The organism is Clostridium sp. TJA038 (assembly GCF_058310255.1).
The window spans coordinates 66,917-93,311 of sequence record NZ_JBZEFA010000004.1 but is presented as its reverse complement, the minus strand read 5'-3'; the positions used below and the strand labels follow the sequence as shown (position 1 = coordinate 93,311).

The window sequence follows — 26,395 nt, the reverse complement described above, 5'->3', positions numbered from 1 at the left end:
TTAACTTATATAAAGTATTCTTTGAAAGTGTAAAAAGTATTAATTAAGTAGCAAAATTATAGATATTTTAATTTATTATTAGTATAATATAAAATTATTAGAGGGGTGACATAAATTGTCAAGATTATTTGGAACAGATGGAGTTAGAGGAATAGCAAATACTGAATTAACAGCAGAATTAGCATATAATTTAGGTAGAGCTGGTGCTTATGTTTTAACAGAGGGAACTCACAAACCTAAGATACTAGTAGCAAAGGATACAAGAATATCAGGAGATATGTTAGAAGCTGCTTTAGTTGCAGGAATTTTATCAGTAGGTGCAGAAGCAATATGTTTAGGAGTAGTACCAACACCAGCAGTAGCTCACCTAACTAGAGTTTATGGAGCAGATGCAGGAGTTATGATATCAGCTTCACACAATCCTGTTGAATATAACGGAATAAAATTCTTTGATGACAAGGGATATAAATTATCTGATGATTTAGAAGATGAAATACAAAGAGTTATAGAGAGTGGATTTGAAAATGTGCCTTCACCAACAGGTGCTAATTTAGGAAGAGAAATAAAAGAAAAAGCTGCTCTAGAAGACTATATAAGCTTTGCTAAAGATACAATAGGAATATCTTTAGAAGGCTTAAGAATTGCATTAGATTGTGCAAATGGTGCATCTCATGAAGCTGCTGTTAGAGCCTTTAGAGAATTAGGAGCAGAAATATTTGTAATAAATGATAATCCAGACGGAACTAATATAAATGAAAATTGTGGTTCAACTCATCCAGAGGAGTTAATGGAGTATGTTGTTAAGAAGAAATGTCATATGGGCTTTGCTTTTGACGGAGATGCAGATAGATGTTTAGCTGTTGACGAACAAGGAAACTTAGTAGATGGTGATTTTATACTAACAATATGTGCTAAGTACTTAAAAGAATTAGGAAGATTAAAAGATGACACTTTAGTTGTAACTGTAATGAGTAATTTAGGACTTATGATAGCTTGTAAAAATGAAGAAATCAATACTTCAGTTACAAAGGTTGGAGATAGATATGTTTTAGAGGAAATGTTAGCTAAAGGATATTCTTTAGGTGGAGAACAATCAGGACACATTATATTCCTAGAACATAATTCAACAGGAGATGGACTTGTTACTGCACTTCAAGTAGCTAGTATAGTTAAGAGAACAGGAAAATCTTTATTTGAATTAAAGAGTGTAATGAAAGTATTACCACAAGTTTTAGTTAATGCAAAGGTTCCTAATGATATGAAAAATATTCATGAAGAAGATGAGGAAATAATTGCTGAAATTAAAAAGATGGAAGAAGCTTTAGATGGTTGTGGAAGAGTTTTAATAAGACCATCAGGTACTGAACCACTAGTAAGAGTTATGCTTGAAGGTGAAAATCAAGCTGAAATAGATGAAATGGCTCATAACTTAGCAAAAATGATAGAGGAAAAATGTAATTAATATAAAATTTATATTATAAGAAAAGCTATAAATAATCTTATTAGGTTGTTTATAGCTTTTATTATTTAAAGGTGATTTTTTATAAAAAAAGTACAATATTTATTTTAAATTACTTTTAGATATATTATAAATTACATAAAAATGCAGGATATAATTAATGAAATTTCTTAAGTTTTATGTTTTTTATTAGATTTTTTTAAAAAACAATATTATAGATGTCTATACAACTATACATTAATATATTAATATAGAGTAATTTAAAGAAAAACAAAGAAAACAAAAAATAATTATTAAAAATAAATTAAAATCGCTTAAAATAAACTAAAATAACTTATAAATGCTTGAAATTTTTTTAAAAAGTGCTAAAATAAGTTTGTAGCTTTTTAAGTATATGATGCATAGTATATAATAACTTTCAAAATAAAATATAAAGCGCCAGGACTTAAAGTGATTTTAAGTTGACGAGGATTGGGGAGTATCGAAATTTCGGCGGATGCCTCACGGTATAGCACTACCGTAAAAGATTAGTTAAATCTTAAAAGTGATTTTAAGGACAAAGCTAATTAGGTGTTTTAAATCTTCTATGCATTAAAAGTTATATTAATATTGTTTTGAAAGTTAAATATGATTTTACAGATGGAAGGAAGAAAAATAATATGTGCGGAATAGTTGGATACGTAGGAAAAAAAAGAGCAACAGATATACTAGTTGAGGGATTATCAAAGTTAGAATATAGAGGATATGACTCAGCTGGAGTTGCAGTTTTAGAAAATAATAAAATAAAAGCTGAAAAGCATAAAGGTAGATTAGCAAATCTAGAAGCAATGTTAAGTGAAAATCCAATAGATGGTGGAATTGGAATTGGACATACTAGATGGGCAACACATGGAGAACCATCAGATGTTAACTCACATCCTCATTTAAATAATAAAGGTACAATCGCTGTAGTTCATAACGGAATTATAGAAAACTACAATGAATTAAGAAACTGGTTAATTGAAAAGGGCTATGAGTTTAAATCAGAAACAGATACAGAAGTTATACCAAATTTAATAGATTTCTACTACAAAGGAGATTTATTAGATGCTGTTATGGAAGCTACTAAACATATGGAAGGTTCATATGCTATAGGTGTTATATGTAGTGAGGAACCAGATAAATTAGTAGCAGTAAGAAAAGATAGTCCATTAATAGTTGGTTTAGGAGATAAGGAATACTTTATAGCTTCTGATATTCCTGCAGTTTTAAATCATACAAGAGAAGTTTATCTTTTAGAAGATAAGGAATTTGTTGTATTAACAGAAAATGGAGTTTCTCTTTTTGATGAAAATAAAAAGCCAGTTGAAAAAGAAATATATCATATAACATGGAATGTTGATGCAGCAGAAAAAGGTGGATATGAAGATTTCATGTTAAAAGAAATAAATGAACAACCAAAAGCTATAAAAGATACAATGACTTCAAGAATAATGGAAGGAAAAGAAGTAACTTTAGATGATATATCAATAACTAAAGAATACTTAGATAATGTTGATAGAGTTTATATAGTTGCTTGTGGAACAGCTTACCATGCTGGAGTTATTGGTAAATATGCTATTGAGAAATTAGTTAGAATACCAGTAGAAGTTGATATAGCTTCAGAATTTAGATATAGAGATGCTGTTATTACAGATAAAACTTTAATAATAGTTTTAAGCCAATCAGGAGAAACTGCAGATACTTTAGCTGTTTTAAGAGATGGAAAAGCAAAAGGTGCAAGAGTATTAGCTGTAACTAATGTTGTAGGAAGTTCAGTTTCAAGAGAAGCTAATGATGTATTATATACATGGGCAGGTCCAGAAATAGCAGTTGCATCAACAAAGGCATATGTAACTCAATTAATAGCAATGTACACATTAGCATTACATTTTGCTGAATTAAAAGGAAGTAAATCTGTAGAAGAAATTGAAGAAATTAAAAAAGCAATGCTTCAATTACCAGAAAAAGTTGAAGAAATACTTAAAGATACAGAGTTAATAAAAGAATTTGCAGTTAAAGCATCTAATGAAAGAGATTTATACTTCTTAGGAAGAGGTATGGATTATGGAGTTGCAATGGAAGGTTCTTTAAAACTTAAAGAAATTTCTTACATTCACTCAGAAGCTTATGCAGGTGGAGAACTTAAGCATGGTCCAATAGCTCTTATTGAAAAAGATATTCCAGTAATATCATTATTAACTCAAAGAGAACTTATGGATAAAATGATAAGTAATGTTCAAGAAGTTGTAACTAGAGGAGCTAAGGTTTTAGGAGTTTGCTTCGAAGGAGATATGGAAGATAGTAAAAGAGAGATGTTTGAAGGTATAATAGAAATACCAGAAACATTAAGCTTCTTATCACCAGTTTTAAGTGTAGTACCATTACAATTATTCTCATATTATGTAGCTAAAGCTAAAGGGTTTGATGTGGATAAACCTCGTAACTTAGCTAAGTCAGTAACTGTTGAGTAAAAGAGGTGTGTATTATGAATAATGAGAGTTTATTAAAATTATTAGCAGAGTACAAAGAAACTAAAAAATGCCTTGAATCAGGATTAATTTGGTTAGAAGAAAAAGACTATGCTAAGGGTAAACTAGATATAGTAAATGTAGTTATAAAAGACTTAGAAGCAGCAATTGGTGCTGAAAGAATTTAATAACAATTAGGATTAAATATTAAGTTTATATATAATTTTTAAGGTGTATTTAAAATTATTGATTTTAAATACACCTTATTTTATTAAAACATATTGAAAATTTTATAAGGTTGAAGTATAATACTCTAGCTTATTTTTTATTATTTTATGAATAAGTTAATAAATAATTAATGAGGTATTTGTAGTGGGAAAAATTCAAGACAATGACATTTTAAATAGTGGGAAAGTATGTGTAAATGAAAATGAAGAGGCTTGGAATAAAGAAACCTATAATGCTTGGGTAAAAAGATTTGGCACAGCAAAAGAGGCAGGAGAAAAAATTAAAGCTATGCCTGAAAAGAAGCTAGGGATTTTATTAGATAAATTTGGAGAGGTACAAGGAAAAAAGATATTTAATCTTATGGGGTCTAATGGAAATAAGGCTGTTGCCTTAGCTTTATTAGGAGCTGAAGTTACTGTTGTAGATTTTTCAGAGGGAAATAGGAGATATGCTTTAGATTTAGCTAAAGCTTGTAATGTTGACATAAATTTTATATTAAGTGATGTTTTAAAAATGCCTAAAGAGGTTCTTAGTGGAGATTATGATATAGTATTTGCTGAAATGGGAATACTTCATTATTTTACTGATTTATCTCCCTTTATGAACGTTATAAATAGTTTATTAAAAGAAGGAGGAAGAGCTGTTTTAAGAGATTTTCATCCTGTATCAACTAAACTAATAACTTCAAGGGGTTCTACAGCAAAGGTAAGAAAACATAAGGTTACAGGAGATTATTTTGATACTTCCTTAGAAGAAAAAGCTGTTGCTTATTCAAAATATTTAGAAGAAGATGAAGTAGAAAAAGTATATTTACGTAAATGGAATTTAGGAGAAATAATAACTGCTGTAGCTGAAACAGGTCTTACTATAAAAAGTTTAACAGAAGAACCGAACTTATCTAGTGATATATTTGATAAGGGTATTCCAAAGACTTTCACTATAGTAGCAAAAAAATAGTTAAATAAAGTTTTGCATAGTATAAAATATATACTATGCTTTTTTTATTTTTGTAATTTAATATTTAATTATGATATAGTGATTTTATAGTATGGCAATACAAAATATGGTAAAATAATTAAAAGCCTATAAGGAGGAATTTCAAATGGATAAAGGGGAATTAAGAGAAGAGATTAAACTAAAAAGAGAAAGTATGGATAAAGATACTAAAATGATAGCTGATGAAAAAATAAGAAAAACTCTTTTAGAAAATGATATTTATAAAAATAGTAAGGTTATATTTGTATATGTAAATATGGAATCTGAGGTAAACACTATTAATATAATTAAAGATATAATTTGTTCTGATAAAACCCTTGCAGTACCTAAAGTAATTCCAGTTAGTTTAAAAGAAAAGCAAATGAAAGCATTAAAGATAGAGTCTTTACTTCAATTAAATGAAAGTGGTGCTTTTGGAATATTAGAGCCTAGCATTAATTGTGAAGATATAAGTAAAGAAGTGGATTTAATTATAATACCTGGATTAGCCTTTGATTTAAAAGGAAATAGATTAGGATATGGAGGAGGGTTTTATGATAGATTCTTAAGTAAATATCCTAATAGTAAAAGAGTAGCACTTTGCTATGATTTTCAAATTTATGATGAAATACCTCATGAATTTTTTGATGAAAAGGTTGATTTAATTATTAGTGAAAGTAGGAGTATAGCCTTTAAGAAGTTATAATGGTAAAGAAATACTTTTGATAATGTAAATTTATTGATAATAATTTTTAATTATGCCAAAATTATAAAGAATATATAAAGCTTAAGGTGGGGTAAATAATGAAATTTAAGGATTTTAAATATGAAAGACCTAATATTGAAAAAGATAGAGAAAATATTAGAACTTTTATAAAAGAATTAGAAAAAGCTAAGGATTTTAATGGGGCTAAAGAAATAATAAAGAAAATAAATACTATAAGAAATAATTTTGCTACTATGATAGCTTTGTCTGAAGTTAGACATACAATTGATACTGAAGATGAATTTTATAATAAGGAAAAAGATTTTTGGGATGAAAGTTCTCCGCTTATAGAAGAAATAAATAATGAATTTTATAAAGCTATATTAAATTCTCCATTTAAAGAAGAAATCGGAGATTATTATGGAGAACCTTTAATAAAAGGAGCAGAGTATTCTCAAAAGAGTTTTTCAAAGGATGTAATAGAAGATATGAAGCTTGAAAATAAGTTAGCAAGTCAATATCAAAAGCTTATAGCTTCGGCTAAAATTGAATTTTTGGGAGAAGAAAGAACTTTAGCACAATTAGTGCCTTTTATAAATTCTAAAGATAGAGAAACAAGAAAAAAAGCATCAGAAGCTAAGTATGATTTTTTTGTTAAACATGAAAGTGAAATAGATGAAATTTTTGATAAGCTTGTAAAGGTAAGAACAACTATAGCTAAAAAACTTGGATTTAATAGTTTTGTAGATTTAGGCTATATAAGAATGAGAAGATATGACTATAATAAGGAAATGGTAGATAACTTTAGAAAACAAGTTAAAGAGTATATAGTTCCTGTAAATAATAAATTGTATAAAAGACAAGCTAAAAGATTAGGATTTGAAGATTTAAAATACTATGATGAAAAATTTGAGTTTTTAAGTGGGAATCCAACTCCTAAAGGAGATGCTAAATGGATAGTTAATAATGCAGAGGTAATGTACTCAGAGCTTTCAAAGGAAACTAAAGAATTTTTTGATTTTATGGTTGAAAATGATTTAATGGACTTAATTGCTAAAAAAGGAAAAGCAGCAGGAGGGTATTGTATTAATTTCCCTAATTATAAAGCTCCATTTATTTTTTCAAACTTTAATGGTACAGCTGGGGATGTAGATGTATTAACTCATGAAGCAGGACATGCTTTCCAAAACTTTAGAAGTTCTTGGATAGAAATGCAAGAGTGTCAATGGCCTACAATGGAAAGTTGTGAAATACATTCAATGAGTATGGAATTCTTTACTTGGCCTTTTATGTATTTATTTTTTAAAGAGGATACAGATAAATATAAATTTTATCATTTAGGAGATGCAATAAAATTTATACCTTATGGAATAACTGTTGATGAATTTCAACACTTTGTATATGAAAATCCAGAAGCTACTCCAAAGGAGAGAAAAGAGGCATGGAGAAATATAGAGAAAAAATATCTTCCACATAAAAATTATGGAGAATGTGATTTCTTAGAAAGAGGGGGATGGTGGTTCCAACAAAACCACATATTCTTAGATCCTTTTTATTACATTGATTATACTTTAGCACAAATATGTGCACTTCAATTTTGGAAAAAAGATAGAGAAAATCATGAAAAAGCATGGGAAGATTATTTAAATTTATGTAATATAGGTGGGACAAAAACATTTTTAGGCTTATTAAAATATGCTAATTTAAAATCACCTTTTGAAGATGGGTGTATTAAAGAGATTCTTAGAGTAGTTGACGAATACTTAGAAAGTATAGATGATAGTAAATTTTAAAAGTTATAGAATAAAATTTTAATAGAAATTAGAATAAAAAAACTTGGAAGTATTTCTATAAAAAAATTATAGAAATGCTTCAAGTTTTTTATTATATTAATTAGTTTTCTTTGTTAGCTATTTCAAGAACTATTCTGTTTACAAAATCAGCTAGAGGCATAGCACCTTCTTCACCATTTTTTCTACTTCTTACAGAAACTTCTTTATTTTCAGCTTCTTTTTCTCCAACAACTAAGATGTAAGGAGTTCTTTCTAATCTAGCTTCTCTTATCTTATAGCCTATTTTTTCAGCTCTATGGTCAGCTTCAACTCTAACTCCTCTTCTTCTTAATTCTTCAACAACTTCGTTTGCATAATCTGCATATTTGTCTGATAGTGGAAGAACTTTAGCTTGAACAGGAGCTATCCAAGTTGGAAGAGCACCAGCGTATTTTTCTATAAGCATTGCTAATGTTCTTTCATAGCATCCTATTGAACTTCTATGAATTATATATGGACGTTTCTTTTCTCCATCTTTATCAATATAATACATTCCAAATCTTTCTGCTAAAGCGAAATCTATTTGAATAGTTATTATTGTGTCTTCTTTTCCATGAACATTTTTAAATTGTATATCAAGTTTTGGTCCATAGAATGCAGCTTCATCATCAGCTTCAGTAAATTCTATATTTAAATGGTTTAATATTTCTCTCATTATGTTTTGAGTGTTTTCCCAAGCTTTAGGGTCATTTATATACTTTTCAGTATTATTTGGGTCCCACTTTGAGAATCTGTAAGTAATATCATCAGAGATTCCTAAAGTATCCATAACATATTTAACTAAATCAACAGTATTTTTAAATTCATCTTCTAATTGTTCAGGAGTACATACTATGTGTCCGTCAGCAAGAGTAAATTGTCTTACTCTTATAAGACCATGCATTTCTCCTGAAGCTTCATTTCTAAATAAAGTAGAAGTTTCGGCAAATCTTACTGGTAAATCTCTATAACTATGTTGAGTTGCATTATATATTGCATATTGGAATGGACAAGTCATTGGTCTTAAAGCGAATACTTCACTATCCTTTTCTTCATCTCCTAAAACGAACATACCATCTTTATAGTGGTCCCAGTGTCCTGAAATTTTATAAAGGTCGCTTTTAGCCATTAAAGGTGTTTTAGTTAAAACGTATCCTCTTCTTTGTTCCTCATCTTCAATCCATCTTTGAAGAGTTTGAATTATTCTAGCTCCCTTTGGCATTAATAGAGGAAGACCTTGACCTACATTTTCATCTGTAGTAAATATTCCAAGTTCTCTACCTAATTTATTATGGTCTCTCTTTTTAGCTTCTTCTAAAGCTTCTAAATATGCATCTAATTCAGATTTTTTAGGGAAAGCAGTTCCATATACTCTTGAAAGCATTTTGTTCTTTTCGTTACCTTTCCAGTAAGCACCAGTAGATCTTAATAACTTAACAGCTTTCATTGGTTTAATAGCCATTAAGTGAGGACCAGCACAAAGGTCAACAAAATCACCTATTTGATAGAATGAAATTACTTCATCTTCTGGAAGGTCATTTATAAGTTCTACTTTATAAGGTTCATCCTTCATAAGTTCTAAAGCTTCATTTCTAGGAAGTTCAAATCTTTTTATTTCAGGATTTTCTTTTATTATTTTTTTCATTTCTTCTTCTAATTTGTTTAATTGGTCAGCAGAAAATGGCTTTTCAGTATCAAAATCATAATAGAAGCCATTATCTATTGATGGTCCTATAGCTAATTTATCTTGTGGGAAAAGTCTTTTAACAGCAGCTGCTAGTACATGAGATGCAGTATGGTTAAAAGCATGTTGACCCTCTTTAGAATCAAAAGTACATATTTCTAATGAGGAATCCTCATTAACTATAAATCTTAAGTCCTCAACTTTTCCATTTAATATACCACAACAAGCATTTCTTGCAAGTCCTTGGCTTATGCTTTGAGCTATTTCAAAAATTGATAATCCAGCTTCTACTTCCTTTACTGAACCATCTTTAAGTGTAATTTTTATCATATTAATTTCTCCTTTCGAAATAATTTTCTTTATTCTTTCATAAAAAATAAAAACTCTCGTCTCTTTTCTAAATAGAAAAGGGACGAGAGTGTATATTCCCGTGGTTCCACCCAATTTGTGTTAAAAAACACCTCTTAAAATAATCGTAACGTGATTAAACGGACTTGATTAGAGTCACTCAGAGTTAGTTTTCAACTAATTCCATTTAAAAGTACTCACAGCTATTGTACCTTCTCTCTGAAAATGTACCAAAGTTTACTCTTCTCTTCATTGTGTTAACAAACTTATAATATTTACTTAAGATTATAAGTTTATTATTTTTGTATGTCAATGGATAAAATAAAAATAAATTCTAATTTAATTTTATATAATAATTTAAATGAAATAAAATTTTAAATGTTAAAAAAATAGAATATAGATAAATATTATATCCAAATTTTTAATAAAATAATTTTAAAAAAATATTGAAATAAAATTTAAAAAATATTATAATAAAAACATAGGTTTGCAGGTGTGGCGGAATTGGCAGACGCACTAGACTTAGGATCTAGCGCCTACGGCGTGGGGGTTCGACTCCCTTCACCTGCACCAACTTATAAGCGGGTGTAGTTCAATGGTAGAACACCAGCCTTCCAAGCTGGATACCCGGGTTCGATTCCCGGTACCCGCTCCACTTTACATAATATATTAAATTTTATGCGGGAGTGACTCAATGGTAGAGTGTCACCTTGCCAAGGTGAAAGTTGCGGGTTCGAGTCCCGTCTTCCGCTCCACTTATGCGGGTGTAGTTCAATGGTAGAACACCAGCCTTCCAAGCTGGATACCCGGGTTCGATTCCCGGTACCCGCTCCAAATTATGCACCATTAGCTCAGTTGGTAGAGCACCTGACTCTTAATCAGGGAGTCCAGGGTTCGAATCCCTGATGGTGCACCAGAAGCATCCATGTTTTGGGTGCTTTTTTTTATTTTTATAAAATTTTCTAATGAAAAAAATAGTAGGTTTTTATTAAAATTAATATATAAGAGTTGTTAAATATCATTATTGCTAATTTTAGAAATTATATTTAAATATAAAAGGGGGAAATTTATGTTTAAAGAAATATTTAATAATAAAGATTTAAGTATTGTTTTTACAGGAGATAGTATAACTCATGGGGCACTTCATACTAAGGGATATAGAAGTTATACTGAATATTTTAGAGAGATATTAATAAGAAATAATAATTTTAATAATAGAAAAAATTCTAATATTAGTGTTTTTAATACTGGAATTTCTGGGGCTACAACCTTAGATATATTAGAAAATTTTGATGATTGTATAAAGAAGTATAGTCCTAATATTGTTTTTATTATGCTCGGTATGAATGATTGTGCAGAAAATAAGGTACCTTTAGAAATTTATAAAAAAAATATATTAAGAATTATAGAAAAAGTTGAGAGCTTAGGAGCTAATATTTTTATTCAAACTAGTAATATAATAAATAATGATATTAGTAGAAAAAGTATTGATGAGTATATGGATATTTTAAGAATGATTTCTAAGGAGAGAAATATATTTTTAATAGATCATTATAGAAATTGGGAAGAACTTTATAAGAAGGATTTAAATATTAAATCCTTACTTTTAAGTGATAATATTCATCCAAATGAGTTAGGACATTTAGAAATTACTAAATTTATTTTTAATAGCTTAAACATTTTAGATAAAGATGTTTTAGATTCTTTGTTAAATGACCATATCTTTTATAAAAAAGAAAAGGTAAAAGAGTTAGAGTATGTTATAGAAAATTCTTTTAATGTTTATGATATTTTTTCTGAAGAAAGTAAAAGAAAAATAGAATTGATATATAAGATAATAGTAGAGGAAAAAGGAAGTGTTTTTGAATTTATATATAGTAAGCGTTTTAGTGAAGATAGGATATTTTTTAAAAACTATATTGAATATCTAGAAGAAAGAGTGCGCTGGGAACTAAATGATGGTTCTATAGAAAGTAAGAAAAGATTTATGCTTAATTTATATAATGAAAATTTTAATATAAAATATATATTAAATAATTTTTCTGATACTGTTTTAAAATTTAATCCTAGGGTTTTATTTATATCTTTAAATGAAGAAGTAGATAATCTATATGAGTTTGAGAAAGATATTTTTAAGTTATATATTAAGACAAAGGAGATAAATACTTTTTTAGTAATAGAAAATTTATTAAATCTTAAGAAAGAGTGTATAGAAGTTATAGAAAATTTAGTTAAAAATAGAGAGATATTATTTATAAATCATTATGAATATTTTAAAAATATAAAACTTTATAATAGTGATTTTGGTGAAATATTTTTTTCGAAGAATAAACTAAGTTATAAAGGAGAAATTTTAATTGCTAGAAATCTTTTTAAAATATTTAACATATATGATGAGAAAAGTTTAATATGTAGTTTAAAGTTCTTTTAAATTTAAGCTAAATAAAAACCTAAAAAGTTTTTATTTAGCTTTTTATACGTAATTTAAGGCTCTTTGCAAAATAAAATCTTCAATAAATTCCTCAGAATATATTTTTTTTCCCATAAGGTTAAATATTAATTCTTCTCTTGCATATCCTTCCTTATATAGTTTTAAATTTTTAGTTAATTTTTTTAAAGAACCAGGAGTAAGTCCTAAAAGTATTTTAAGGTCTTTACTTGTATAAAAATTTTTTGAAAAAAGTTCATTTAAATTATTTTGCATTTCCAATTTATAATTTAAATCCACAACCTTATCTTTGTGTGGGCCTTGTTTAGATCTATGATGTTTTTTACATAAGTATTTATAATTAAGATTAAAATCTAAACCGCCTTCAGATTTATGAACTATGTGATGAATATCTGCATAATCTCCACAAATTTCACAGAAATAAGACATATAATCCTCCTTAAAAATTTAATACCCATTTATAGTAATAAAATAGCATAAAAAAACAGTTTAATCAATATAAGTTACCTGTATAAATATAGATTAAGGTATATAAAGAAATATAGGTTTTTTTACACTTTGATGTTAAAAAAAGTTAGCAATATAATTAAAATGTAAGTGTATATAAGGGGGTTTGGATATGCATAACTTATTTAAGAAAAAAACAAAAACAGAAGAAAATCCCGAAAAATTTTGGGGGGAATTAATAACTAAAAATGAAACCCTAAAAGGAAGAATGTTTAAGGAACAATCTATAAACGAAGAAACCAAATATTTACACTATGTTATATTTAACAGAAAAGTGGGAATTGAAAATGTTTGGGTGATTTTACCTAATTTTGGAAAGTTAATAGGGTTTATAGAGTATGCTTTCATGCCTGAAGCTTATTATAAGTGGGTTGAAGGGAAGAATAAGTTAATAACAAGAATACCTTCAATTGATGTTGAAAAAATAAGCGCAATGATAAGCAGCAATGCAACAGAAGAAGACAAAGACAAAATGAAAAGGGACATTGTAGCACTAAGAAAATTAAAAGGATTAAGTGCTGAAAATGGAATGAGAAAACTAAAGATATTCTGTAGTAGGTTCAATAATAACTGGCTTGGAAATGATGACGAGTTCTTATATTTAAAGGCTTTTGAAACAGCTGAAGAACTTGGTAAATTTGTTGTAGAAACTAATTTACAAACAGATAGTGAAGAATTATTTGAAAAAACTATAGGGATGAGTACAGAAGAATGGTTTAGAGTTTGTGAAAATGCACATAAAAATAAAGAGGACGAAGAAAAGTTTAAAATAGTTCTTTTTAAACATCTAGAAGATGTAGTATAAGTATAGGTATTTTCATTATTTTTTTTATGTGGTAAAGACTTGAATTGATTAACATAACATAATAAATTAAAAAATTGTTGACAATATTTAAATAAATATGTATAATAATTTTTGTTAGTTCAAGTTTGTATCTTTAGCTCAGCTGGATAGAGCAACGGCCTTCTAAGCCGTGGGTCAGGGGTTCGAATCCCTTAAGGTACACCATATTGGGATATCGCCAAGCGGTAAGGCAACGGACTTTGACTCCGTCATTCGCAGGTTCGAATCCTGCTATCCCAGCCATTTAATTGGTTAAACTTGACAAGATATTAATGTTATGTTAATATATAAATGTATTTGCGGGTGTAGTTCAATGGTAGAACACCAGCCTTCCAAGCTGGATACCCGGGTTCGATTCCCGGTACCCGCTCCATTTTTTAAGGTTTATTTGTAAAATAATGCTTAAAAATATAATATGCACCATTAGCTCAGTTGGTAGAGCACCTGACTCTTAATCAGGGAGTCCAGGGTTCGAATCCCTGATGGTGCACCAAGCATCGTCTATTTAGGCGATGCTTTTTTTTATAATAAATTTTAAAATACTAAAAAGTAAATTAGTATTATATTATTAAACTGATATAATATTAAAAAAGCATAAAGTTTATTTATTAAAATTTTAAGGAGGAATAAAGATGAATCCTGTAAATAAAATTGCTGCAATTCATGATATGTCTTGCTATGGAAGAGCGGCTTTAGCAACAATAATACCTGTGTTATCTTCAATGGGAAATCAAGTGTGTCCTTTGCCTACAGCAGTTTTGTCAACTCATACAGATGGCTTTGGAAAACCAGCTTTTAGGGATTTAACAGATTTTATATATGAAACTAAAGAACATTGGAAAAAATTAAATCTAGATTTTAAATGTATATATAGTGGTTATTTAGCAGACCCTAAGCAAGTTAATTTTGTAAAGAGTTTTATAAAAGAATTTAAAGAGAAGAATACTTTAGTTCTTATAGACCCTGTAATGGCTGATGGGGGAAAGCTTTATGATGGCATGAGTTTTGAAATAATTGAAGAAATGAGAGAACTTATAAAAGATGCACATATAATAACTCCAAATTTAACAGAAGCCTCTTTTCTTTTAGGAAGAGAATATAAAGAATATTTAAGTGAAGAGGATATAAAGGAGTATTTAATAGATTTAAGTGAATTAGGACCTAGAATAAGTATAATAACAAGTGTATCAAGTTCAAAAGGTGATGAATATATTGATACTGTACTCTATGATAAGAAGGAGAAGATTTTTTATACATACTCTCATAAAAAAATAAATGCTTTTTATTGTGGGACAGGTGATACCTTTGCTTCACTTTTAATCGGATGGATATTAAAAGGAGAGGATGTTAAGAAGGCTTTAGAAAAATCTTGTGATTTTATTGCAGAAGCAATAGAGTATAGCGAAAAGTTTAATTATCCAAAAAATGAAGGCATATTATTAGAAGCATTGTTATATAAATTAATAAGTAAATAAATTATTAATGTCATATAATTTATTTGACAAAGTAATTTTAGAATGATAATATTAAAAAAACAAAATTTAATAAATCTTATCAAGAGAGGTGGAGGGACTGGCCCTGTGAAACCCAGCAACCGGTAATTCTTTGCGGTTAAAATAATACTGATTTAAACTTTTAAATAAGTCAGTATGCTTTCTTATGCAAAGATTTATAGCGGTGCTAAATCCTGCGGTAGAAACTGAGAGATAAGAATGCGAATCTGTAAGAATAATAACTTCTATCATAGGATAGGAGTTTTTTTATTTTGTAGGATAAAGATAGATTTATTAAATAGATTAAGATTAGGAGGAAAAAAATGAAAAAAGGAAAGTTTTCAGCATTATTACCATTAATAATTTTTGTAGCTATTTATTTGGGAACTTCATTAGTAATGAAAGACTTCTACTCTGTATCTGTTTTAGTTCCAGGAATAATCGCAGTTTTATTTGGAATATTTACAAATAGAAAAAGAGGACTTGAAAAGAACGTAGAGATATTTTGTAAAGGGGCAGGAAATAGTAATATAATTTTAATGTGCTTAATATTTATATTAGCTGGTGCATTTGCAGAAGTAGCTAAAAGCATGGGAGCTGTAGAGTCTACAGTAAATTTAGGATTAACAATATTACCTAAAAATATATTAGTTGCAGGTATATTTGTAATATCATCATTTATAGCTATATCTTTAGGTACATCAATGGGAACTATAGCAGCTATCGTTCCTATTGCAATGGGGATTTCAGATAAAACAGATATAGCTTTACCACTTATTGTAGGTGCCGTAGTTGGAGGTGCTATGTTTGGAGACAATCTTTCAATGATTTCTGATACAACAATAGCAGCTACAAAAACACAGGGCTGTGCAATGAAGGACAAGTTTAAAGTTAATTTTAAGGTTATATTACCAGCTGCAATTTTAGTTATTATTATATATACGGTTTTAGGAAGTGGAGCTAATACTTCAGTAGGACATTATGATTATAATTTTATAAAAATAATTCCTTATTTAGGAATATTAATAGCAGCTTTGATGGGAGCTAATGTAATAGCTGTTTTATCAGGTGGAATAGTTTTAGCAGGTGCTATTGGATTTTTTACAGGTTCTTTAGATGTAAAAACATTCTTTACTTCAATATCAACTGGTATAGGTGGAATGAGTGAGCTTATACTAATTTCAATAATTATTGGAGGAATTGTTGAAATAATAAAGGCAAACGGAGGAATAGATTACGTTTTAAACTTAGTTACAAAGAGAATAAACGGTAAAAAAGGTGCTGAGTTTGGTATTGGATTATTAGTAAGTTTAGTTGATGCATGTACAGCAAATAATACAATTGCTATAGTTACAGTAGGACCTTTAGCAAAAGATATTTCAGATAAATATAATTTAGATTCAAAAAGAATTGCAGGAATATTAGATATGTTTTCTTGTGCAGTTCAAGGAATAATTCCTTATGGTGCTCAACTTATGTCAGCAGCAGCTTTAACAGGCTTAAGTTCCTTTGAAATAATGAAATTTTTATTTTATCCATACTTAATGGGAATAAGTGCAATAATATTTATAGCATTTTTCCAAAAGAAAGGACAGACTAAAAATAATGAGGAGCTTGAGGTAGCTTAAAAAATTAAGTTTAGTATTTTTTATTTAAATTGGGGCTAAAAAAACTTACAATCTTATTTTAAGATTATTATTTTATCTTAATATAGATTGTAAGTTTTTTTATTTTTAATTACATAAAAGACAGATACTTTGAGAAGAAATTCCTTCACCTGAGCCTGTAAAGCCAAGTCCTTCTTCAGTTGTAGCTTTTATGTTTATTTGATTTAAATTTATTTTTAATACTTTAGCAATATTTTCTCTCATGGTAAGTATATAAGGTGCCATTTTAGGTTTTTGAGCTATTATAGTTGAATCTATATTGCAAATTTTATAATTATTTTCTTCTAAAAGTTTGCCAACAAATTCTAATAGTTTTAAACTATTTGCTCCCTTATATTTAGGGTCTGTATCAGGAAAGTGTTTACCAATATCTCCTAAAGCAGCAGCACCTAGTAAGGAATCCATTATGGCGTGAAGTAAAACATCAGCATCTGAATGTCCTAAAAGCCCTTTTTCATATGGAATTTTTATGCCACCTAATATAAGGTCTCTATTTTCAACTAGCTTATGAACATCATATCCCATTCCTATTCTCATATTAATCACCTCGTAATTTATTTTAAAGTTTGTATGTTTACATTATATATAAAGTTTATAAATTATTATAGCTTTACATACGTAATTAAATATATTTATAAATTTTATTTGTTAAAAAATATACTTATATGTAAAAAAATATATAGATATAAAGTGTTGCTATGGTATAATAAATTGAGATTTAGTAGAAGAAAAATAAATTAATAATTTTATATAAGATTATTTATAAGATACTTTGAGTTGAAAGGGTGAATTTTTATATGTGGGGAAAAATCAGAAACATACTTGGTATTTTATTGATTGTTGTAGGTATAGGCTTAGTTGGCTTAACTGTTTGGATGAAATATGATACTTATAAGCAACAACAAGCAGTTTTAGAAAGTTTTAAGAACTTACAGTTTGATGTTCCAGAGGGAGAAGAAAATAAGAAAGAATTACCTGCAAATAATAATAGTGAAAGTAGTAATAGTGAAAGTAGTGATAAAAGTAATACGGATACTACAGAAAATAAAGATAATAAAACTCCAGAAAAAGCACAGCTTGAGGATGGTAAGGGTATAGGAATTTTAAATATACCTAGATTAAACTTAGAGATAGGGATAATAGAAGGAGTTAGTTATAATGATATAAAATATGTTGTAGGACATTTCCCAGGTTCACCAATGCCAGGACAAAAAGGAAATTTTGCTATAGCAGGTCATAGAATATCATATTTTGGTCAAGCTTTTAAGGATATTGATAAGTTACAAAAAGGAGATAAGATTATTGTTACTTATAATGGTAAAGAGTACACTTACGAAGTAACAGATATGTATGAGGTTACTCCAAATGAAACGGAAGCTTTAAATCCTACAAAAGATGCTACTATAACAATAGTTACATGTACAAAGGATGCAAAAAATAGGGTTATAGTTAAAGGAAAGTTAGTACAATAAGACTGGGTTTATACTTAGTCTTATTTTTTGTAAAATAAACATAAAGGAGTGTAGCTTTAGTGAGCGAATTAACTTTTAGAAAAGATAAATATATGTTTTCTACTAGAAGTGTAAAAAGAAACTTAGAAAAAAGTGTGCTAAAAAAAGAAATAATTGCTTTTAAAAGAGAACTTAAGGAGTTTAATGTTGATTTAAAAACCCTAGCTAATGAAAGATTTAATCTTGAGGATAGAAATAAAATTCTTAATATAGCGTATTATTTAATTGATGAAGAAGTATTATTAAGAAAGATTTTAATAAGAAAAGAATTAAAAACAAAAATTATTGCTAAGAAAACAGGTTTTTCAAATGAACAAATAATTGATTGGTCAAATTATTTAATAGCTTACTTGCTTTTATTATATAATGCAAACTATACTAATTTAGCAATGTATTTAAATATAAATTTTAGAGATTTAGAAACCTTATCTGTAATAAGAGGTTCTGAGGGGGAAGAAACTTTATATAAAGGATTAGTTCTTTTAGAAAGTAAGAAGGGGAGCATAATATTAACTAGAGATGGAGACTTTATAAGAATAAAAACAAGGTCAGAAAATAAATTAGGTGAAGAGCTTTCAGGAAGAGAAAAAAAGACCTTTAGACACTATAAAAAAATAATAATATTTGCTTCTATAATAGTTATTATTTTTACTTGTGCTTTTACTTATATGTATAAACAACAAGAAACAACAATATTAATTCAAGGTACTTCAAAGGTTAAATTAGGAATAAATAGATTTGATAGAATAGTATATTGTTATTCTCCAACTGAAAAGGGAAATATCTTAGTAACAGAACTTAAGCTAGATAATAAAAAGTTTGATGATGGAATGATAGCTATTTTAAAAGGTTTTGAACAAGAGGATATGCTTCCACCAAACAGAATTGTAGATGTTTATATTACTGGTAAAATGGTTGATACTGTTGATTTAAATAAGGTAACTAATTATGTTGAAAGCGTAAATAAAGATGATAATACAACGAATAATTTTAGAATAAAAATAAATAATTCAGGCTATGAAAAGAAAAATTAAAAAAGGAAGGGATTATTCATAGTGAGAAAAACATTAAGAAATAGTAATAAGAAAAATAAAGATTTTAAAACTAAAAGTAATTCAGATTTTATAAATAAAAGAGTTCATAAGAAAAATAATTTTAAGAAAAGCAATTTAGCAAAAAAAGCTTCAGAAAATAATACGATTATAGTATCAAATAAGGATGAAGTTAGAGATGAAGTTAGGCTAAATAAGTATATAAGTGAAACAGGCTTTTGCTCAAGGAGAGAGGCAGATAAGCTTATAGAACAGGGCAGAGTTAAGATAGATAATATTAAGGCTACCATGGGAATGAAGGTTTTAAAAGGTCAGAAAGTATATATAGATGGTAAACCTATAAAAAGTGAAAATGAATTAGTGTATATTGCATTAAATAAGCCAGTAGGTATAACTTGTACTACTGAACACAAGGTAAAAGGAAATATTGTAGATTTTATAAATCATAAGAAAAGAATTTTCCCAATAGGAAGATTAGATAAAGATTCTCAAGGCTTAATATTTATGACTAATGATGGAGATATAGTAAATAAAATATTAAGAGCTGGAAACAACCATGAAAAAGAATATATTGTAACTGTAAATAAACCTGTAACTAAAGATTTTATAAAAGGCATGGGAAATGGGGTTCCTGTGTTAGGTAAAGTTACTAAGAAGTGTTTTGTTAAAAAAGAAGGTGAAAATTCTTTTAGAATAATATTAACTCAAGGATTAAACAGACAAATAAGAAGAATGTGTCAGTATTTTGGTTATGAGGTAATAAAGTTAGAAAGAATAAGAATAATGAATGTTTCATTAGAAGGGTTAGATATAGGAGAGTGGAGATATTTAACTGAAAAAGAGCTAAATGAAATAAATAAATTAACTAGAAAATCATTAAAAACTGAAGAGGCATCAATCTAAGACAATATAAAAAACTTACAATCACTTAAATTATTAGTGTTTGTAAGTTTTTTATTTATAAATTAAACATATTTTTATAAGTTAAGTATTACTAGACAAGAAATTCCCCATAATAAAATTATAAATATTAATTGTTTATCTTTTAATATTAAATCAGTAGGGTTATCAAATTTAGCCTCAAAGTAAATTAGATAATAATATCTTATTATTCCTAAAATTACCAAGATACTTGTCCAAATAAATAAGTTTGAGGAGGTTCCTAAAATACAATATATTGAATAAAAAACTATTGTACAAGTTAATGATATATTGATTATTTTATCTAAAAATTTGATATTATATTTAGATAAATTTTTTCTATGACTACTTGCATTTTTTCCTAAGGATATAACTTCATTTCTTCTTTTACTAAAACCTAAAAATAATGATAAGAATAGGGTACATAAAATTATCCAGCTTGATGCAGGTACTCCAGTAGCAAAGCTTCCAGCCAATACTCTAAGTATAAATCCAAAGGCTATTGAGAATACATCTATAATAATTAAATTTTTTAATTTAAATGAGTATGCTATATTATTTATCAAATAAATTATTATGACAATAAATATATGAATATTTAAATTGAAAGAGATTATTAAAGATACTGTACAAAGTATTATTCCAACTATTATGGCAGTAAAAATACTAACTTTACCACTAGCTAAAGGCCTCTTACATTTTTGAGGATGATTTTTATCTTTATCTATATCTACTATGTCATTTAGAATATAAACTGTAGATGATATAAAACAGAATGATATAAAAGTAAGTATGTTATTAATTATTAAATGCATATTTAAAAAGTTATTTGAGAAAATTATTGGACCAAATACAAATAGGTTTTTTATCCAATGCTTTGGTCTTAATAATTTTATTATATATTTAATATTATTCATAACTTAAAGCCTCCTTATCTGATTCAGATTTAAAGGCTGTTATAGCAAGTATTATAAATATCCATGACAAAGGATAAGCATATCTTTCCTGTGCCTCTATAATTAATAATTGAATTGACATACCACCAAAAAGTATATAAAGTAAATCTATTGATTTTTTTCTTTTTGATTTATTTTTATATAGCCCAATATATGATAGTAAAAGCAGTATAATATAGAAACTTTGAGTATAGAATGCTCCTTCTTTACTAATTCTTATTTTCATATCTGCATTTTCTTTTTTTAATATTTTTAGATAGTAATCCTTATTATAAGCACTATCTAATCCAGCTTCAGACCAATAATCTCCAGCAAAACTTCCATTATTCCATAAACGTATAAATTTTGAAACATAGAATTTAGCAAGTTCTATTTTAGGTGTATTTACTAATCTATTTTTAATTATTTCTTTAGCAGCACTATTTACTTTATTATAATCACCATTATATTTTTCAAATATTTGAGAATCTTCATAATTCCATTTACCATCAGAAGATATATTAGTGCCTTTTAGAATAGAAATACTCATAGGCTCTGTACCATGCCAAAGAGGAAACTCTGTTATATTTAATTTAATAAGAATTGTACTAACTAAAACAATAGGAAGCACAAAAGAAAATAAAGTTACTATAACTTTTTTAAATTTAATAGTAATCTTTTCTTTGAAATAAATACATATGTACATTAAATAAGCTACTATAAAAACATAGCCATTTGGTCTAAAAAGATGAGATAAACCTAAAAATATTCCACAAAAAACTAAATAGAATAGACTTTGTTTTTTATTTATTGATTTAAAAAACATAAGAACACTAAGTAGCAATAAGGGAAGTGCTATATTTTCTGAACAATAAACATTGTTATATAGTATCATAGGAGGATATAAAGAGCTTATTAATAAGGCCCAGATGCTTTTATTCTTGTCTTTAAAAATTTCTTTAGATATTAAATAGATTAAAATTACATTAAACATTGAAAATAATAAATTTATAATACGGATAATTACAAGTGGATTGCTAAAAAAATTTCTAATCAATGAGAAATATAAAACTGTTAAAGACATATGTGGAAATCTTGCGAAGTAAGAAGTTCCTTTAAACATATAATTTGAACCATTTAAAAATTCACCAGAACAAATAAACATTCTATTAAAATCACCTATGGGAATACTATCTATATTTAAAAACCATAGAACTCTAAATATAAAGGCAATAAATATGATGAAAAAAATTAAAAATTTTCTGTTATAGCCTTTTTTTATATAGAAGAATACAAATAGTATTAAGGAAATTGTTATTAAAGAAAGTATTACTGAAGTGGATGAAATATCACAATTAAAATTTAAATATCTAATACTTCCTAATAATACTAATAAAAACAAAATTTTTAAAGAAAAGTTTAGAAAAGAACTTAACCATATATTTTCTTTCATTGTAAAATCTCCAATCATTATGTATTGTAAAGAAATAACTCTTTATATTTATTATAATTTTTAAAATTTGTTTTTTATTTACAATCATATGAAAATAAATGAAAGAATTTTTATAAATAATCTTAAGAATTTATATAGAAAATCTTAATTATTTCTAAAGATTTTATTTTAAATTGAAATATTTAGAAATAATTTATTTTAATAAAAAAACTGAGATTTAAATCTCAGTTTTAGATAATAAATTTTATTTATAAGTTATTTATACAAATCAAGAGCTTTTTTTACGAAATCCATAACCTTCTTTTCATAAAGAATTTTATTTACTTCTAATGATTCAGCATGTTTTGCCCCTTCCACTAAATAAAGTTCTTTAAGTCCTTTTTTCTTAGCTTTATATAAATCTAATCCCATGTACCAAGGAACAAAATAATCTTCTTTTCCATGTATAAACATTATAGGAATAGTACTTTCTTCTATTATTTTTATAGGTACTATGTCTTTCATAGAAAATTTAGCTTTAGATTTCATAAGAAAATTTGCAAATACAAGGCTTGGCATAAGAATTTTTCTAATAATTCTATATTTAAAATTTTCTGTTATTTGAAAAGCTAAAAGTTCTTCAAAGTTTGAATACCCACAATCTTCAATTACAAATTTTATAAAATTACTTAGAGGAATAGTTTCCATAACTGTACCAGCACCCATAGATTCACCATGCAGACCTAGTATTATATCATCACCAAATTTTTCTTTAAGATAATTTATCCACAGATTTATATCATATTTTTCATAAAATCCGTAAGTAGAATATTTTCCTCCACTTTTTCCATGTCTTCTTTGATTAACAATTAAAATGTTGAAATCATCTTTATAAAACATATCAAAGTATTTTAAAGAACCCACATAACATATAGACACTCCATGAACTAATATTACAAACTTTTTTGAAGGTTTTTTACTTTTTATAAAGGTAGATGTTAAATCAATTCCATCAAAGGATTTTAAAGTAATATCTTCCTTACAGGCAGAGTCATATAAAGCTTCATCAAAGAGATTATTTTCAACATATCTATTGTAACTTTTATTAATATCATGTAATTTTCTAGTAACTGTAGAGCTAAAAACATAATAGCCTGTCCCAAAATAGAAGAATAAAATTAAAAGGACAAAAATCAAAATAATAATAATAAAGTTCATTTATAACACTCCTTTCATTGTTAATTAAAAATCTTTTGTTTATACATAATTATAGCACTTAAGAGAAAAATAAAAGTGTTTAATTTAAACTAAAAGGGAGGTTTAGTTATGACTTTTAAGAAAACTTTTTTACTGCTTTCTATTTTAATTTTTTCTTTTACTTCAATAGTTTTTGGTAAAAGTTTAAATTGTGAAAAATTATTAGAGAAAACAGTAAAGGAAAGTACGGAAGAATATGATATTAAGGTTAAATATCCAGTAGTTTTATTAGAGGATAAAGGGATTGCTGATAATATAAATAAGGCAATAGAAGATTATACTTTAGAATGGATAGAAGATATTAAGCTTTTAGAGAAGGAAGAACATAATAAAAAAGAAAATTTAAATAAGGATATTAAAAAGTTTGAAGCTTATACTAATTATAATTATTTTTCTAAAAATGATTTATTAAGTATTAATATGGATTACTATCAGTATACTGGTGGTGCTCATGGATTGACTACTAAAATTAGCTATAATTATAATTTGAAAAATGGGAAAGTTTTAAAGCTTAAAAATCTTTTTAAAGATAATTTTGATTATAAATTAAAAATAGATGAAAAAATTAAGGAAGATATAAAAAAAGAAAAGGAACTTTATTTTGATGGAGGAGAAGTGTTTAAAGGGATTAATGAAAATCAAGATTATTATTTACTAGAGGATGCCATAGTAATATATTTTCAGTTATATGAAATAGCACCCTATTCTTCAGGAATTAGAGAGTTTAAAATACCTTACGAATATTTAAAAGAAGGATTGATTTATAATTTTTAACTTTGAGAAATAAAAAAATGTATCAAAATATTTTGATACATTTTTTATTTTTTGGTATTTATTTTATTATTGAAGAATTTAGATATATAATAAGTAAAAAGGAACTTTGGAATAAAGAGGGAGGAAGAGTTTTGGAATTATTAAGAGATAAAATAAATAATCAAAGAGAATATTTTTCCTTAGGAGAAACCAAAAATATAGATTTTAGAATAGAAAAATTAAAAAAGTTAAAAGAAGTATTAAAAAAAGAAGAAGAAAATATATTTTATGCTTTACAGAAAGATTTAAAAAAATCTAGTTTTGAAGCTTATGTTACAGAAATAGCAATGGTTTATGATGAAATAAATTTACAAGTTAAAAATATAAAAAAATGGAGTAAAAAAAGGAGGGTAAAAACACCTTTAGTACAATTCCCAGCTAATAGTTTTGTAAAATTAGAACCTTATGGGGTAGTCTTAATAATAGGTCCTTTTAATTATCCTTTTATGTTACTTATGCAACCTCTTGTTGGAGCTATAGCAGCAGGTAATACTGCGGTTATAAAGCCATCAGAATCAGCTTTAGAAACTTCTAAAATTGTTAAGAAAATTTTAGAGGAAGTTTTTGATGAAAAGTATGTTTTACATGTTGACCCAGGCAATGGAAAAGATGTAGTTGAGGCTTTATTAAAGGAGAGATTTGATTATATATTCTTTACAGGCAGTGCTACTGTTGGAAAGATAATTATGAAAGCTGCTTCAGAATTTTTAACTCCCGTAACTTTAGAGTTAGGTGGAAAAAGTCCTTGTATTGTTGATAAAGAAAGTAAAGTTTCCTTAGCAGCTAAAAGAATAATATGGGGAAAATTACTTAACTCTGGACAAACTTGTGTTGCACCAGATTATATATATGTTCATAAAGATATTGAGGAAGAATTTTTAAAGGCTTTAAAATTAGAAATAAAAAATCAATTTGGAGAAAATCCTTTGCTTTCTGAGGACTACCCTAAAATGGTTAATGAAAGAGAATTTGATAGGGTTATTTCTTACATAGATAAAAATAAATTATTCTTTGGGGGAAATTACAGTAGAGAAACTTTACAGATAGAACCTACTATTTTAAGAGGAGTAAATTGGAATGATAAAATTATGGAGAGAGAAATTTTTGGTCCTATTCTTCCTATTTTGACTTTTAATAGTTTAGATGAAGTAATAAACATTATAAATAGTAAAGAGAAACCTTTATCTTTATATTATTTTTCTGAGAATAAAAATAATGTTGAAAAAGTATTAGAAAAAACATCCTCTGGAGGAGTAACAATAAATGATACTGTAGTTCATGTTTCATCTTCTTATTTACCTTTTGGTGGAGTTGGAAATAGTGGAATGGGAGAATATCATGGTAAATATAGCTTTGATTTATTCTCTAATAAAAAGAGTGTTATGAATAGAAAAACATTTTTTGATTTAAAAATTAGGTATGCTCCTTTCCAAAATAAGTTAACAATTGTTAAAAAATTAATGAAATAAATAAAAAATGAAAGAAACTGAGTGGATTTGTATGGAAATGATTAAGAAAGTTATGTATAATATAATTAAAGATTGTATATGTTTTCAATGTTCGGATGAGAAATAATTAAAATTTAAGTGTTCAATTTATAAAAATTTTAAAATAGGAATACAATCTTTAAAGTTACGTCTATGTACTAATGCCTGTTATTTATAGATGAACTTCTAACAAGCCAATAATTTTATTATTATCATATTCAAGTTAATTTTTTTCTTTTTGGTTTGGGGGAGCCTTTAAGTAGATTATTAATTTAGAATGTGTATAAATTTTACTTTAAACTTAAGAATAAGGAATTATTCTTATGC

Annotated in this window: 21 protein-coding genes, 9 tRNA genes, 1 riboswitch and 1 other annotated feature; of the genes, 24 read left to right on the top strand and 6 right to left on the bottom strand. The window is 26.9% G+C overall.

Annotation, left to right across the window (positions count from 1 at the left end):
- Positions 1-115 precede the first annotated feature (115 nt).
- The 6 genes from glmM (at position 116) to AC4FQV_RS08640 (ending at position 7,650) form a co-directional block, all read left to right on the top strand.
- Complete coding sequence (gene glmM / locus AC4FQV_RS08665; protein ID WP_491139848.1) at positions 116-1,462, top strand: phosphoglucosamine mutase; 1,347 nt, start codon at positions 116-118, stop codon at positions 1,460-1,462.
- Positions 1,463-2,118: 656 nt separating this feature from the next.
- Positions 2,119-3,951: a glutamine--fructose-6-phosphate transaminase (isomerizing) gene (gene glmS / locus AC4FQV_RS08660; RefSeq protein WP_491139847.1), complete on the top strand. Its 1,833-nt coding sequence runs from the start codon at positions 2,119-2,121 to the stop codon at positions 3,949-3,951.
- Between the two features lie 14 nt (positions 3,952-3,965).
- Complete coding sequence (locus tag AC4FQV_RS08655) at positions 3,966-4,136, top strand: hypothetical protein (protein WP_491139846.1); 171 nt, start codon at positions 3,966-3,968, stop codon at positions 4,134-4,136.
- Between the two features lie 184 nt (positions 4,137-4,320).
- Positions 4,321-5,133: a class I SAM-dependent methyltransferase gene (locus AC4FQV_RS08650; RefSeq protein ID WP_491139845.1), complete on the top strand. Its 813-nt coding sequence runs from the start codon at positions 4,321-4,323 to the stop codon at positions 5,131-5,133.
- Between the two features lie 145 nt (positions 5,134-5,278).
- Entirely contained in the window at positions 5,279-5,857 is a 579-nt protein-coding gene (locus AC4FQV_RS08645) for a 5-formyltetrahydrofolate cyclo-ligase (protein WP_491139844.1), read from the top strand.
- 98 nt (positions 5,858-5,955) lie between these two features.
- Positions 5,956-7,650: a M3 family oligoendopeptidase gene (locus AC4FQV_RS08640; RefSeq protein WP_491165334.1), complete on the top strand. Its 1,695-nt coding sequence runs from the start codon at positions 5,956-5,958 to the stop codon at positions 7,648-7,650.
- Positions 7,651-7,750: 100 nt separating this feature from the next.
- Here AC4FQV_RS08640 and thrS read toward each other — a convergent pair whose 3' ends face one another.
- A complete protein-coding gene (gene thrS / locus AC4FQV_RS08635) occupies positions 7,751-9,682 on the bottom strand; it encodes a threonine--tRNA ligase (RefSeq protein WP_491165333.1) in 1,932 nt (643 codons plus the stop codon).
- Positions 9,683-9,757: 75 nt separating this feature from the next.
- Positions 9,758-9,962 (bottom strand) — a binding site (T-box leader).
- Positions 9,963-10,189: 227 nt separating this feature from the next.
- On the opposite strand from thrS, the gene AC4FQV_RS08630 reads away from it, so the two are divergent.
- From AC4FQV_RS08630 to AC4FQV_RS08605, 6 genes are all read left to right on the top strand, one after another.
- Positions 10,190-10,273 (top strand) — tRNA-Leu (locus tag AC4FQV_RS08630).
- A gap of 8 nt (positions 10,274-10,281) precedes the next feature.
- A tRNA-Gly gene (locus AC4FQV_RS08625) sits at positions 10,282-10,355 on the top strand.
- Positions 10,356-10,380: 25 nt separating this feature from the next.
- Positions 10,381-10,455 (top strand) — tRNA-Gly (locus AC4FQV_RS08620).
- Between the two features lie 5 nt (positions 10,456-10,460).
- Positions 10,461-10,534 (top strand) — tRNA-Gly (locus AC4FQV_RS08615).
- Positions 10,535-10,540: 6 nt separating this feature from the next.
- Positions 10,541-10,616 (top strand) — tRNA-Lys (locus tag AC4FQV_RS08610).
- A gap of 153 nt (positions 10,617-10,769) precedes the next feature.
- The gene (locus AC4FQV_RS08605) at positions 10,770-12,131 is read left to right on the top strand and encodes an SGNH/GDSL hydrolase family protein (RefSeq protein ID WP_491165332.1); all 1,362 of its coding nucleotides are present in this window, start codon (positions 10,770-10,772) and stop codon (positions 12,129-12,131) included.
- 42 nt (positions 12,132-12,173) lie between these two features.
- Here AC4FQV_RS08605 and AC4FQV_RS08600 read toward each other — a convergent pair whose 3' ends face one another.
- The gene (locus AC4FQV_RS08600; protein ID WP_491139840.1) at positions 12,174-12,578 is read right to left on the bottom strand and encodes an HNH endonuclease signature motif containing protein; all 405 of its coding nucleotides are present in this window, start codon (positions 12,576-12,578) and stop codon (positions 12,174-12,176) included.
- 190 nt (positions 12,579-12,768) lie between these two features.
- Here AC4FQV_RS08600 and AC4FQV_RS08595 point away from each other — a divergent pair, with 190 nt between their 5' ends.
- The 7 genes from AC4FQV_RS08595 (at position 12,769) to AC4FQV_RS08565 (ending at position 16,621) form a co-directional block, all read left to right on the top strand.
- The gene (locus tag AC4FQV_RS08595; protein WP_491139839.1) at positions 12,769-13,461 is read left to right on the top strand and encodes a hypothetical protein; all 693 of its coding nucleotides are present in this window, start codon (positions 12,769-12,771) and stop codon (positions 13,459-13,461) included.
- Positions 13,462-13,588: 127 nt separating this feature from the next.
- Positions 13,589-13,665 (top strand) — tRNA-Arg (locus tag AC4FQV_RS08590).
- Positions 13,666-13,668: 3 nt separating this feature from the next.
- Positions 13,669-13,743 (top strand) — tRNA-Gln (locus AC4FQV_RS08585).
- Positions 13,744-13,799: 56 nt separating this feature from the next.
- Positions 13,800-13,873, top strand: a tRNA-Gly gene (locus AC4FQV_RS08580).
- A 44-nt stretch (positions 13,874-13,917) separates the two neighbouring features.
- A tRNA-Lys gene (locus AC4FQV_RS08575) sits at positions 13,918-13,993 on the top strand.
- A 139-nt stretch (positions 13,994-14,132) separates the two neighbouring features.
- Positions 14,133-14,975 carry a pyridoxamine kinase gene (locus AC4FQV_RS08570; RefSeq protein WP_491165331.1) on the top strand — a complete coding sequence of 281 codons (843 nt, stop codon included), beginning with the start codon at positions 14,133-14,135 and terminating at the stop codon, positions 14,973-14,975.
- A gap of 73 nt (positions 14,976-15,048) precedes the next feature.
- Positions 15,049-15,213: riboswitch (SAM riboswitch) on the top strand.
- 103 nt (positions 15,214-15,316) lie between these two features.
- Positions 15,317-16,621, top strand: a complete 1,305-nt coding sequence (locus AC4FQV_RS08565; RefSeq protein ID WP_491139837.1) for a Na+/H+ antiporter NhaC family protein — start codon at positions 15,317-15,319, stop codon at positions 16,619-16,621.
- 105 nt (positions 16,622-16,726) lie between these two features.
- On the opposite strand, the gene ispF is transcribed toward AC4FQV_RS08565, so the two are convergent.
- Positions 16,727-17,197: a 2-C-methyl-D-erythritol 2,4-cyclodiphosphate synthase gene (gene ispF, locus AC4FQV_RS08560; RefSeq protein WP_491139836.1), complete on the bottom strand. Its 471-nt coding sequence runs from the start codon at positions 17,195-17,197 to the stop codon at positions 16,727-16,729.
- Between the two features lie 260 nt (positions 17,198-17,457).
- Between ispF and AC4FQV_RS08555 the strand changes: the two genes are divergently transcribed.
- The 3 genes from AC4FQV_RS08555 (at position 17,458) to rluF (ending at position 20,126) form a co-directional block, all read left to right on the top strand.
- Positions 17,458-18,132, top strand: coding sequence for a class D sortase (locus AC4FQV_RS08555; protein ID WP_491165330.1), 675 nt, complete (start codon positions 17,458-17,460; stop codon positions 18,130-18,132).
- Between the two features lie 59 nt (positions 18,133-18,191).
- The gene (locus AC4FQV_RS08550; RefSeq protein ID WP_491139834.1) at positions 18,192-19,205 is read left to right on the top strand and encodes an anti-sigma factor domain-containing protein; all 1,014 of its coding nucleotides are present in this window, start codon (positions 18,192-18,194) and stop codon (positions 19,203-19,205) included.
- Positions 19,206-19,370: 165 nt separating this feature from the next.
- The gene (gene rluF, locus AC4FQV_RS08545; RefSeq protein ID WP_491139947.1) at positions 19,371-20,126 is read left to right on the top strand and encodes a 23S rRNA pseudouridine(2604) synthase RluF; all 756 of its coding nucleotides are present in this window, start codon (positions 19,371-19,373) and stop codon (positions 20,124-20,126) included.
- 74 nt (positions 20,127-20,200) lie between these two features.
- Here rluF and AC4FQV_RS08540 read toward each other — a convergent pair whose 3' ends face one another.
- From AC4FQV_RS08540 to AC4FQV_RS08530, 3 genes are all read right to left on the bottom strand, one after another.
- Entirely contained in the window at positions 20,201-21,061 is an 861-nt protein-coding gene (locus tag AC4FQV_RS08540; protein ID WP_491165329.1) for a decaprenyl-phosphate phosphoribosyltransferase, read from the bottom strand.
- The gene (locus AC4FQV_RS08535) at positions 21,054-22,532 is read right to left on the bottom strand and encodes a glycosyltransferase family 39 protein (protein WP_491165328.1); all 1,479 of its coding nucleotides are present in this window, start codon (positions 22,530-22,532) and stop codon (positions 21,054-21,056) included. The genes AC4FQV_RS08540 and AC4FQV_RS08535 overlap by 8 nt, the downstream gene beginning before the upstream one ends.
- A 255-nt stretch (positions 22,533-22,787) precedes the next feature.
- Positions 22,788-23,729: an alpha/beta hydrolase gene (locus AC4FQV_RS08530; RefSeq protein WP_491165327.1), complete on the bottom strand. Its 942-nt coding sequence runs from the start codon at positions 23,727-23,729 to the stop codon at positions 22,788-22,790.
- Positions 23,730-23,837: 108 nt separating this feature from the next.
- On the opposite strand from AC4FQV_RS08530, the gene AC4FQV_RS08525 reads away from it, so the two are divergent.
- Together AC4FQV_RS08525 and AC4FQV_RS08520 are read left to right on the top strand one after the other, a co-directional pair.
- The gene (locus AC4FQV_RS08525) at positions 23,838-24,542 is read left to right on the top strand and encodes a DUF3298 and DUF4163 domain-containing protein (protein ID WP_491165326.1); all 705 of its coding nucleotides are present in this window, start codon (positions 23,838-23,840) and stop codon (positions 24,540-24,542) included.
- A 131-nt stretch (positions 24,543-24,673) separates the two neighbouring features.
- The gene (locus AC4FQV_RS08520) at positions 24,674-26,050 is read left to right on the top strand and encodes an aldehyde dehydrogenase (RefSeq protein ID WP_491165325.1); all 1,377 of its coding nucleotides are present in this window, start codon (positions 24,674-24,676) and stop codon (positions 26,048-26,050) included.
- The last annotated feature ends 345 nt before the right edge of the window (positions 26,051-26,395 follow it).